Raw genomic sequence first — 9,994 nt, forward strand, 5'->3', positions numbered from 1 at the left:
CCACGCAAAGCCCGCCACTGAGGCGGGCTTTTTGTTGCCTACTCACCCATGCGGGCGGCCAGACCTAGCCGCCACAGCGTTGCACCCACATCCAGCAGCTCTAGCCGTAGGTCGTTTGGTGTCTTCTCGTCGGCCATGATCGCTGCCAGGGTTGCCATAGCGTCCTCAACCGGCAAAGCCTCGCTGTCATCGCTCGCCAGGCACTCGAATGCCTGGATCACGTCATCTACGGTCATGGCATACCTCCGCTCGCTCTACCTTGCCCGCTAAGTCTAGTGCCGTTCCTGCGTGATAGAGCTGGCTTGCTGCAATCCCCGCAGATTCGTCTGCCCCTCTTTGTGGGGGTGCCCTGCTATGGTGCATAGCCCTACCTCCATGCGCCTAAGTCGAGCCTTAGGTGGGCTTTTGGCGATCCCCTCTAAATGCCTACATAGCCACTTGTCATTAAGCGACAAGTGCGTCTGCCTCCCCCTCTTTAGGGGTATACCACGAGTATCGCTCATGTAATAAGCGCGAAGGGCTGGGACTTCACACCGGCCGCATCGCGGGGTCTTAATGAGCAAGGTTATTGATCTAGCCGCCTATCGGGGGAGGTGGGCACGAGGAAAGAATCTGGGTCGCCCCCCGCCAAGCGGTCCGCAGAATGACACGCCAGCAAGCGGTCGAATCGAAGTCGAGCACCTGCCCTTCGGTGCCTACCACGCCGCCATTGATGGCATCTATGCAGAAGAGCCGGAGCTCCTGATGCGATCCCTCTGCGACATCATTTCCGAGTTCGCCGAGCGGTATCCCGAGCACCGCCCGGTCGCCGTGGAACTCCTTGCCGGTGCAATCCAACGCCTCGCCCTTTCGGCCCAAGTGAACGCCTTTGCGAAATAAGACGGCCCAAGGCCGGCACCCCTCCAAAGTTGGGGCATGAGCGTATCTATTCATTTGCGTATTGCTTTATCTATTCATTGGTGTATAGTTTGTTCCATCAGCACGGCGCCAGCCTCTCCGGTCAGCGCCCAACCCGATGGAGCAAACCATGACGCCGTCCGAAATAATCAGCCGCTTCTCGCCAACTGAGCGCGACGAGTACCTGAAGGCCTTCCTGCACATCGACAAGATGAGCTACGCAGGAATTCCGCGCGCCGACCGCGATGTTCTTCAGTTGGCGCACTACACCGATCTGAACGACTTGATGGTGGCTACCGCCAACACCAGCGTCGAGAACGAGCAGGCGATCAAGGCGCCGGCGATCGTCACTGTGCGGCACCGCGCCGTCGGCTCGGGCGGCGTGCATACCCTCCGCTGCAGGGATCAAAAGACGCTGCAGGAGCGCGCCCAAGCGCTGAAGGCTGGCATCGACAGCTACCGCAGCCCCTCCATCAGCGCGCCGCGCGTGGACGCCGCTACCGGCGATCACTTGGTCGAAGTCCGCTACTACGGCTTGAACTGAGGGGCGCGCCATGGCACTGAAACCCTACACCGTAGAGCTTTCCGTCACCGCCATCGTGATGGCCGAGAGCGATATCGACGCCCATACCGCGGCCATCGACTATGCCCGCGACATCTGGAATGAGATTGATCCCGACGTAGACGTGCACGGCGAGATCAAGTCAATCGACCGCCTGCCTGCCGATTGGACGCCAGACAGCCTTCCCTACGGCGGCGACGGCGAAACCCAACTGAAGGACCTCGTGCCGGCGGAAGAAGTCACGCCAGACACCCAAACCATCGACATGTTCGCCGCGCTGGAGGCCTGAGCCATGGCATCCGTAACCATCATCCACAACGCCGCCACGCTCCAGGTTTCCGGCACATTCTTCGGCGGCTATGCCCACTCGATGGACGAGCCGGGCGCTCCGGACGTCTTCGAGGTAGCCGCGGTCTCCGATTCCGGCGTCGACGTCATGCACCTGCACGACGACGCCGACCTGGAAGACATCGCCGGACTGGCTCTGGCCGCCTATCAGCAAGAGCAAGCCGACCTCGATCAGCAGATCGCTGAATCCAGCCGCGACTGGGATGCCGACCGCGAGGATCGCAACACCCTCGCGGCGATGGAGGACCAGCAACTTGCGCGCCATTTCGGCGAGGTGCTGGCGTGACCCGCGCGCAGGAATGCGCCATCGCGCGCGCCGCTGATCGCGAAAACCTGATCCGCGAGATGGCCAACGTGATCCAGCGATACGTCGCTGTCGATGACATGAGCGGCGAAGACCACTCGTCGACTGACCTGTACCGCACCGCGAAAGCCGTTATCGCGAAGGCCTCCGGAGCCCAGCAATGAAAGACGACGACTTCCTCTGCCGCTTCGAACGCAACCACCCGTGGGCATTCGCAGCCCTACTGACCCTCGCCATCGTGCTGCTGCTTGCTGCTGTAGGCGACAACACCACCATCTCGATCCTTCCGGGGTACTCGACATGACCTACGACCCGAGATCCAACGCTCTACTGGCCGCAGCGAAGTGCTCGCCCGCCAGGCAGTGGGCTGGCGCCATCGGCTTCGGCCTGGCTGCTGGCTGCATCTGGTACCTGACCGTCGCCATCCGCGCCGGCGCTTGATCCACCTCCGTTGAGGCAAACCATGGAATCACAAATTGAAGTCCTGGATCCGGTCCAGGCAGAGTCGGCGACCGCCCTCGCCTTGTACGACCCGATCGAAGCAGGCCTTGCCGAGTTGCGTGAAGCTGGCACCGAAGCCTTTGATGTGAAGACGACAGCCGGCAACAAAGCGGCTCGCGAATTCGTGCAGCGCTGCGTCGGTACGCGCACCGCCACCGAAGAGGCATACACGAACTGGAATCGCCCGGTCCTAGCCTGGCAGAAGCGCAACCGCGACAAGCGCGACGAGATCGTGGCGGCAGTCAAAGCGATCGAGCAGCCCATCAAGGAACTGGTCGACGCCGAGCAAAAGCGCAAGGACGAAGAGAAGGCTGCCAGGGAGGTGGCAGAGCGCCAGCGCGTGGCTATTCATCAGGATCGCATCAATGCGATACGCCATATCGCCATGGCCGCCGCCGGCCAGCGGGTGAGCGTTATCGAGCTCGCGATCGCGGATCTTGAGTGCACTGATGTCAGCGCCGAATCATTCGAGGAATTCTCGACCGCAGCCGCTCGCGCCCAAGAAGAGACGCTGGCGAAGCTGCGCGAAATGCTTGCTGCCGCTGCGGCACATGAAGCGGAGCAGGCCCGCATCGCAGCAGAGCGCGAGGAACTGGCTCGACTGCGAGCAGAGCAGGCAAAGCGCGAAGCCGAAGAGGCTGCCCGCCTAGCAGCCGAGCGCGAAAATCAGGAAGCGGAACTGAAGGCGCGGCGTGAGGCGCAGGAAAAAGAATTCGCCGAGCTGCGTGCAAAGCAGGTAGAAGCCGACCGCGTCGCCAACGAGCAGCGCCAAGCCCAAGAGCGTGCCCTCGCTGACCAGCGCGCGGAGCTGCGGCGCCAGCAGGATGCCATCGACGCCCAACGCCGCGAGGCGGAGCGCATGGCGCAGGAGAAGGCTGACGCAGAAGCCGCCGAGGCACGCCGCAAGCAAGAGGAAGCAGACGAGGCCGCGCGCATCGAGGCGGCCCGGATTCAGTCAGAAAAGGACGCACAAGAGGCCGAGAAGCAGCGCCGTGCCCGCATCCAATTCGAGACTGTCGGCCCGCATCCGGGCGAGATCCTTCAGGTTCTCGCCTCTCACTACGGCGTAACCAAGGATGCCGCTCAAGGCTGGCTTAATCGCCATTCGTGGGCGCAGATGGAGAAAGCAGCATGAACTCGGTCGCCGAAGTCCACCACGAAGTGCAGCAGATCCAGCGCAACGTCATCGCGCCGAGCGCCACGCCGGCGGACCTGCTCCGCATCGCCGTCGAGAGCGGCGCCGACCTGGACCGCCTGGAGCGCTTGATGGAACTTCAAGCGCGCTGGGAAGCGAACGAGGCGCGCAAGGCTTTCACGGTTGCTATGACCGCCTTCAAGGCTGAGCCGATCCAGATCTTCAAGCGCAAGGAAGTGAATTTCAAGACGCGCGACGGCGACACGACCAACTACATGCACGCCGAACTGTCCGACGTCACCGAGGCGATCGGACCGGCCATGGCCAAGCACCAGCTTAGTTTCCGATGGGACATCAAGCAGGGCAATGGCGCCATCACCGTCGACTGCATCGTGACGCACGTCCTCGGTCACTCCGAGATGGTCACGATGGTCGCGCCGCCGGACGCATCCGGCAAGAAGAACGTGATTCAGCAGGCCGCGTCGACCGTCACCTACCTGCAGCGCTACACCCTGCTTGCGGCCACCGGCATGTCCACCAAGGGCATGGACGACGACGGCGGCGGCCACGGTGCCGGCGCCCGGGCAGAGGCGCCCGCCGACCACATCGACATCGAGCCGATGATTGCTGCGGCGCTGGCCACAACGTCCGATGCAGAGGCGCTCAGCTACTGGAGCAAGAACAACGGCCTGCTGGCGAAGCAGCGCACCGACCACGCGCGACTGAAGAAAGTAATTGCCGCGCACCGCATGAAGCTCCGCGCCACCGCAGTGGGAAAGCCCCTTCCCGCCGAAGCCTGACCACCGACAACACCATTACGAGCACAGACCATGATCACCCATAACGACCCGCAACAAAGTGAAGCCTGGTTCGCCGCCCGCCGTGGCGTGACTACCGCCAGTCGATTCAAGGACTGCCGCGCCAAGCTCAGGAATGGCGAGCCGGCAAAGTCCTGCCTGGTGTACTCGATGGACGTAGCCCGCGAGCGCGCCGGCGGCAAGGCGCCCTCCAAGTTCCAGATCGGCGCGATGCGCGATGGGCAGGAGCAAGAGCCGTTTGCGCGCCAAGCATACGAGGCCCGCACCGGCCACTTCGTCGAAGAGGCTGGCTTCATCACCACCGACGATTCGCTCTTCGGTGTGAGCGTAGATGGCCTGGTAGGCGAAGACGGACTTGTCGAGATTAAGACCATGGTTTCGTCCGACACCCTGTTCACTGCCGTCGTGGATGGCGATATCAGCGAGTACATCGACCAGTGCAATGGCGCGATGTGGCTGCTCGGCCGGCAGTGGGTTGACCTGGTGCTGTGGGCCCCCGACCTGGAAGAAATCGGACGCCACCTGACCATCATCCGCATCAAGCGCGACGACAACGTCATCAACGAGCTCGAAGCCGACCTGATGCGCTTCGAGGCCATGGTGCAGAAGAACATGGCCGCCCTCTGCCAGATCGCCGCCTAACCCACTGAGGAAGAATATGTGGTTCAAAAATCTGACCGTCTTCCGCCTCGCGGCTTTTGAGATGTCCGTCGAGGCGCTGAGCCAGGCCTTGGCCAAGCACGCCTTCGTGCCGTGCGGCGACCTGCAGATGCAGACGCAGGGCTGGGCCCCGCCGCGCGATGGCGGCGAGCTGGTGCACAGCGTCAATGGGCAAATCCTGATCGCCCTCGCGACCGAGAAGAAGCTGTTGCCCGCGTCCGTGGTCCGTGACTTCGTGAAGGTGCGTGCCGCCGATCTTGAAGAGCAGCAAGGCTTCAAGCCAGGCCGGAAGCAAATGCGCGAACTCAAGGAATCCGTCACCGACGAACTGATGCCCAAGGCCTTCAACATCCGCAGCATGACGCACGTCTGGATCGACCCGGCGAACGGCTGGCTGGTGATAGACGCGGCTGTCGGCGCGAAGGTTGAGTCCGTGATGGGCGAGATGTTTCGCGCTATCGACGGCCTGGATGTGACGCACTTGCGCGTCAAGAATTCGCCCGTGGCCGCCATGACGGAATGGCTTGCCACCGACGAAGCCCCGGCCGGCTTCACGATCGACCAGGACACCGTGCTGCAGTCCTCGGGCGAGAGCCGTGCCAGCATCCGGATCGCTAACCAGACCCCGGACACCGAAGACGTCGCGCGCCACATCGCAGCCGGCAAACGCTGCACACGGCTGGCAATGACATGGAATGACCGGGTTTCCTTGGTGCTTACTGATGGGCTGGCGATCAAGCGCGTGGTGCCGCTAGACGTCCTGAAGGAAACGGCAGCAACTGGCGAGAAAGGTGCCGACGAGGCATTCGATAGCGACTTCCTGCTGATGACCGGCGAGCTGGCGCGCCTGCTGTCCGATCTAGTGGAGGCGCTTGGTGGCGAGCAAGTGCCCGAAGCACCGGACGATCTGGTATCGGCGGCAGAGGACGCTGAATCGCCGGATCAGGGCGACGCTGATCCGCTCTACCCGCAGGCAGTGGAGATCGTCCAGAAGAACAAGCGGGCCAGCATCTCGCTGGTGCAGCGGCACTTGCGGATTGGCTACAACCGCGCCGCGCGTCTACTCGAGCAAATGGAGGGTGCCAGCGTCGTATCGCCCATGACCTCCGACGGCTCCAGGAGCGTGATCGGAGTGGCAGCATGAATAAGATCCGCAAGCCACGCGAACCCTGGAGCCCGGAAGACGACGCGCGCCTGCGCGATCTCTGGCACAGCGACATCAAGATGGATGGCATGGCAGATCTATTCCCTGGTAGGAGCGCTGGCGCGATCTATGACCACGGCAAGAAGATCCTGAAGCTCGGCCAGCGCCGCGTGCAGCAAACCTTCCAGCAGACCTTCAACTGGAAGCAGATCGTTGCGCTTCTGGAGAAGGGGCCGAAGACGGCTATGGAGATAGCTGAGACGGTTGGCCTGAGCCACACGTACACGCTTGACCTGCTGCGCAAGAGCCACGGTCGCTGCTTGATCCATGTGTACGCCTGGACATCTCAGTTTGCCAAGGGCGGCCCGGCGCGCATCTGGGCACTAGGGCAAGGCGTCAATGCCAGGAAGCCAAGGCCGCTGACGCGCAAGCAGATCGTCAAGCGCTACCGAGTCAGGATGATGAAGGATTGCCCCGAGCAGATCGACATCTGGCGAAATCGCCAGAAGATCAGGGAGCGCGAGAAGCGGGGGCTGCTAACCCGGCCGGATGCCGCAACCGTGTGGCTAAAGGTGCCACCGAAACATGATGCGGAGCCAGTTCGGCCGGAGCATTACCGCGATACACGCGCTGCCCCGCAAGCCGGAATGGTGGGATGGACCAGGTAATGAACTGCGACACCGCCCTAATCGTCACCGTCGCCGGCTTGCTCATTAGCCTAGTGATCAGTGCCTACGCCCAATACCGCCTGCTTGAGAAGCTTGCAGGCAAAGACAAGGAACCGAAGTGAGCCAGCAAGCTGAAACCCGCGAACTGACGCCGGCCGCCCAGGCTTGGCGGCCCATCGAAACCGCGCCACTCGATGGCCGCCCCTTGCTGCTGTTTGCACGAAGCCTGCGCGCTTCCGCCTGCATTGTCCTTGTGGGCTGGTGGTCATACGACCAAGGCTGGCGGGAATGCGCCTTTACCCCGAACAAGCCGGTAGGCGTAGAGCCAAGCCACTGGATGCCGCTCCCGGGCTTCCCCGGCAACCACCCTGCGCCCATCGGTGAGGATGTGCGCGATGCGGTCTGCGCCGCTGTGGTCGAAGCGCTCGGCGATGCCTACGACTGCACCCGCGTATGGGATGCCTGGTCGGTTGGCACCATGAGCGAGGACGACTTTCGCGCAGTTTCCGAAGACCCCGCGCGCGTTGCCGAGATCGCCGACGCTGCTATCGCCGCCATCCACGCCGCTCCCCCGGCACCTGTCAGCCGGGCGGAACCGATTTACCAGTGGCGCGGCAGTTCTGCAGATGCGTGGCGGGATTGCCCGAAAGTGCAATACGAGTACGTTGGACAGGGTATCGCGGAAGCCAAGCCCGGAACGTATGGGGCATCGTGGGAGCGTCGCATCGTCTACCTCACCCAGTCCGCTCCCAATGAGGGTGGCAGCGATACCGTAATCGCGGATGCATACCGGCGAGATTTCGAGAAGGCCTGCAAGACGGTGAAGTTCAATGCTGAGACGTTCCCTGAACTGGCGGATATGTCGCCCGAGGGCGCGATTGGCTGGCTTGTCGTGGAGCTAGCGGCCCGGCACGAGAAGTTTGCGGATAGCAATGAGGGTGGCAGCGAGCCGGTGGCGCAGAAGATCATTGCGCTGCTAGAAGCCAGTGCAGCAGCATGGGAGGAGATGGCAGGGAATTTCCCCGATGACGCCGATGCGAGTGGCCGCATGATCGCACGTGCAAACGAAAGTCGCGGCAACGTTGAACGAATCCGCGCCATCTACGCCGCCCCGCAGCCGGTCGCACCGCCTGCCGCGTTGACGGATGCCGTTGATGTGACCATCAAGACCATCGAGCGGCAGCTTGAACTGATCGCGGAGCGTGCGCTGGGTGATTTCTTGGATAAGCGTCCTGTCGTGCAGTCCCTTCAGGCGCACATCAAGCGCCTGCGCGCTGCCCTCGCCGCATCGCAGGCCGAAAAGAAGGGAGAGAGCCATGCTTGATTACGTTAAAAGTTTCGAATTCACCAGCACGCTTGCAATCCTCGTTTATTGGGTCCCGGCTGCAATCTGCTTCGTCGTGTATTTCTTTCGGTGCATTGGCTTGTACAAGAAAGACATGGGCTCTTGCGGGGAGCGCTATTACACGCCGGAACTAACTATCGGGACAATCCTGTGGTTCGTTTTGGCGTCAGTAACACCGTGCGCCAATCTGTTCGCGCTTGTGTTCGATTGCTTGGCCTCTGTATTCAAATGGCTTGGCGCGTTCTTTGATATTCCGCTCGTCCCTAAGCGACGTGACACCACCAAGGAGGCAGCATGACCAACACCACCAACGATAGCGCCGACACCCGCGCAATGGGGACGAGCGCGGTGACGGAGGAGCAGATATTCGATCTGGTTGGCGAAGTCTTGGGCCAGCCATTGATTGCGGAGGATTTGCGCGAAGGCTTCACGGTTCATACAGAGCCGCGTGATTGGGTGAACTTCGCCCGCGCCCTCCTCGCCGCATCGCAGGCTGAAAAGAAGGGAGAGAGCCAATGAGTGAGCAACTGAAGTCGTGCCCGTTTTGTGGCGGCAACGCAGAAATACACAAACGGCGGCGCGATGAGTGTGGAGACTTTCAGAGTATTTTCAGCATCGGCTGTTCAAATGGCGAGTGCCTGGCGTCTACAGCCCCTGTTTGTGGTCCTTGGGGTTATCCACAGCAGGGTGACATTGAGTCTGATGTGGGGGCTAAGGCGAGAGCCATCGCCGTCTGGAACCGCCGCCCCGACACCCGCGCAATGGGGGCGAGCGCGGTGACGGATGAGCAGATCCTATCCATTGCGGATTCTCATATGGCGTGGGGAAAGGTTTGCTATGTGAATGCAGACAAACGTAACGTTCTTGCCTTCGCCCGCGCCCTCCTCGCCCAGCCGGAATCGCCCGCAGCCAGCACGCAGGAGGACGGGGCGGGGGAGCCGAGCAGCAAGGCCGACAACTATCCGACGCGGCTCCTGCACGAATCGGACAAGTCCTTGGCATGGCGCGTAGACGAGTGGCACAAGCGCAATCCGCAACCGAGCACCAAGACGCTGACGGATGAGCAGATCGAGGATTTGCTAATGCCTCTGCTGGTCAAGCATCTGAGCGGCAAGGCGCTGCACTACGTGACCTACAACGACGGTACATCTGAACGGCCTGTCACGGATATGCGCGCTCTCGCCCGCGCCCTCCTGGCCGCGCAGCCCAGCGAGGACAAGCGCGACAAGGCGGAGTGGATCGCAGCCAATGCGCCGGGCGGTTGGATTGACGATCTGCGTAAGGATGCGGAGAGGTATCAGTGGATTCGTGATGACAATGAAAAGCGCGATGGCTACGGGACGCTGGGCGCTATGTTTCGCGACAGAGAACAGTCATTCGATGACGCCATCGATGCCGCAATCGCCAAAGGAGAGGGGAAGTGAGCAAAGACGAATGGATCAAGCGCGCCGAGGATGAACTGGAACGCCAGTCTCCCGGCTGGGACAAGCAGGCGCTGTGGGACTATGCAGACAGTCTGCACGACACCTACGTCACGGATGCCTTGGGCGTTGGATACGACAACGACCCCGAGGGCGCCGTTGTCGAAGACATGACCTACTGGGACTGACGC

General features: G+C 62.0%; 19 protein-coding genes and 1 pseudogene. 19 read left to right on the forward strand and 1 reads right to left on the reverse strand.

The window, feature by feature from the left end:
* Window positions 1–38: 38 nt before the first annotated feature.
* A complete protein-coding gene (locus AC1DT6_RS04195) occupies window positions 39–236 on the reverse strand; it encodes a hypothetical protein (protein WP_477114491.1) in 198 nt (65 codons plus the stop codon).
* A 319-nt stretch (window positions 237–555) separates the two neighbouring features.
* On the opposite strand from AC1DT6_RS04195, the gene AC1DT6_RS04200 reads away from it, so the two are divergent.
* The 19 genes and pseudogenes from AC1DT6_RS04200 to AC1DT6_RS04290 all read left to right on the forward strand — a co-directional run bounded on the left by AC1DT6_RS04200 (window position 556) and on the right by AC1DT6_RS04290 (window position 9,991).
* Window positions 556–879, forward strand: a complete 324-nt coding sequence (locus tag AC1DT6_RS04200; RefSeq protein WP_477114492.1) for a hypothetical protein — start codon at window positions 556–558, stop codon at window positions 877–879.
* Window positions 880–1,027: 148 nt separating this feature from the next.
* Window positions 1,028–1,441 carry a hypothetical protein gene (locus AC1DT6_RS04205; protein WP_477114493.1) on the forward strand — a complete coding sequence of 138 codons (414 nt, stop codon included), beginning with the start codon at window positions 1,028–1,030 and terminating at the stop codon, window positions 1,439–1,441.
* Window positions 1,442–1,451: 10 nt separating this feature from the next.
* Window positions 1,452–1,748 (forward strand): hypothetical protein, encoded by a 297-nt coding sequence (locus tag AC1DT6_RS04210; RefSeq protein WP_477114494.1) that lies wholly within the window; start codon window positions 1,452–1,454, stop codon window positions 1,746–1,748.
* Window positions 1,749–1,751: 3 nt separating this feature from the next.
* A complete protein-coding gene (locus AC1DT6_RS04215; protein ID WP_477114495.1) occupies window positions 1,752–2,093 on the forward strand; it encodes a hypothetical protein in 342 nt (113 codons plus the stop codon).
* A complete protein-coding gene (locus AC1DT6_RS04220; RefSeq protein ID WP_477114496.1) occupies window positions 2,090–2,275 on the forward strand; it encodes a hypothetical protein in 186 nt (61 codons plus the stop codon). Before AC1DT6_RS04215 ends, AC1DT6_RS04220 begins: the two co-directional genes overlap by 4 nt.
* Window positions 2,272–2,415: a hypothetical protein gene (locus tag AC1DT6_RS04225; RefSeq protein WP_477114497.1), complete on the forward strand. Its 144-nt coding sequence runs from the start codon at window positions 2,272–2,274 to the stop codon at window positions 2,413–2,415. Before AC1DT6_RS04220 ends, AC1DT6_RS04225 begins: the two co-directional genes overlap by 4 nt.
* A complete protein-coding gene (locus tag AC1DT6_RS04230) occupies window positions 2,412–2,552 on the forward strand; it encodes a hypothetical protein (RefSeq protein ID WP_477114498.1) in 141 nt (46 codons plus the stop codon). The genes AC1DT6_RS04225 and AC1DT6_RS04230 overlap by 4 nt, the downstream gene beginning before the upstream one ends.
* A 22-nt stretch (window positions 2,553–2,574) precedes the next feature.
* Window positions 2,575–3,747, forward strand: a complete 1,173-nt coding sequence (locus AC1DT6_RS04235; protein WP_477114499.1) for a hypothetical protein — start codon at window positions 2,575–2,577, stop codon at window positions 3,745–3,747.
* Window positions 3,744–4,547 carry an ERF family protein gene (locus tag AC1DT6_RS04240; RefSeq protein ID WP_477114500.1) on the forward strand — a complete coding sequence of 268 codons (804 nt, stop codon included), beginning with the start codon at window positions 3,744–3,746 and terminating at the stop codon, window positions 4,545–4,547. Before AC1DT6_RS04235 ends, AC1DT6_RS04240 begins: the two co-directional genes overlap by 4 nt.
* A gap of 30 nt (window positions 4,548–4,577) precedes the next feature.
* On the forward strand, window positions 4,578–5,207 hold the full coding sequence (locus AC1DT6_RS04245) for a lambda exonuclease family protein (protein ID WP_477114501.1): 630 nt from the start codon (window positions 4,578–4,580) through the stop codon (window positions 5,205–5,207).
* A 16-nt stretch (window positions 5,208–5,223) separates the two neighbouring features.
* Window positions 5,224–6,111, forward strand: a pseudogene (locus AC1DT6_RS04250) (recombination-associated protein RdgC); the annotation flags it as partial.
* A complete protein-coding gene (locus tag AC1DT6_RS04255; RefSeq protein WP_477114525.1) occupies window positions 6,112–6,369 on the forward strand; it encodes a DNA translocase FtsK in 258 nt (85 codons plus the stop codon).
* Complete coding sequence (locus AC1DT6_RS04260; RefSeq protein WP_477114502.1) at window positions 6,366–7,037, forward strand: hypothetical protein; 672 nt, start codon at window positions 6,366–6,368, stop codon at window positions 7,035–7,037. Before AC1DT6_RS04255 ends, AC1DT6_RS04260 begins: the two co-directional genes overlap by 4 nt.
* Complete coding sequence (locus AC1DT6_RS04265) at window positions 7,037–7,159, forward strand: hypothetical protein (RefSeq protein ID WP_477114503.1); 123 nt, start codon at window positions 7,037–7,039, stop codon at window positions 7,157–7,159. The genes AC1DT6_RS04260 and AC1DT6_RS04265 overlap by 1 nt, the downstream gene beginning before the upstream one ends.
* Entirely contained in the window at window positions 7,156–8,361 is a 1,206-nt protein-coding gene (locus tag AC1DT6_RS04270) for a hypothetical protein (protein WP_477114504.1), read from the forward strand. Before AC1DT6_RS04265 ends, AC1DT6_RS04270 begins: the two co-directional genes overlap by 4 nt.
* Window positions 8,354–8,680: a hypothetical protein gene (locus AC1DT6_RS04275; protein ID WP_477114505.1), complete on the forward strand. Its 327-nt coding sequence runs from the start codon at window positions 8,354–8,356 to the stop codon at window positions 8,678–8,680. Before AC1DT6_RS04270 ends, AC1DT6_RS04275 begins: the two co-directional genes overlap by 8 nt.
* Entirely contained in the window at window positions 8,677–8,901 is a 225-nt protein-coding gene (locus AC1DT6_RS04280) for a hypothetical protein (RefSeq protein WP_477114506.1), read from the forward strand. The genes AC1DT6_RS04275 and AC1DT6_RS04280 overlap by 4 nt, the downstream gene beginning before the upstream one ends.
* On the forward strand, window positions 8,898–9,806 hold the full coding sequence (locus AC1DT6_RS04285) for a Lar family restriction alleviation protein (protein ID WP_477114507.1): 909 nt from the start codon (window positions 8,898–8,900) through the stop codon (window positions 9,804–9,806). The genes AC1DT6_RS04280 and AC1DT6_RS04285 overlap by 4 nt, the downstream gene beginning before the upstream one ends.
* Window positions 9,803–9,991 carry a hypothetical protein gene (locus tag AC1DT6_RS04290; protein WP_477114508.1) on the forward strand — a complete coding sequence of 63 codons (189 nt, stop codon included), beginning with the start codon at window positions 9,803–9,805 and terminating at the stop codon, window positions 9,989–9,991. Before AC1DT6_RS04285 ends, AC1DT6_RS04290 begins: the two co-directional genes overlap by 4 nt.
* Window positions 9,992–9,994 lie beyond the last annotated feature (3 nt).

The organism is Cupriavidus sp. 01L45, assembly GCF_056399885.1.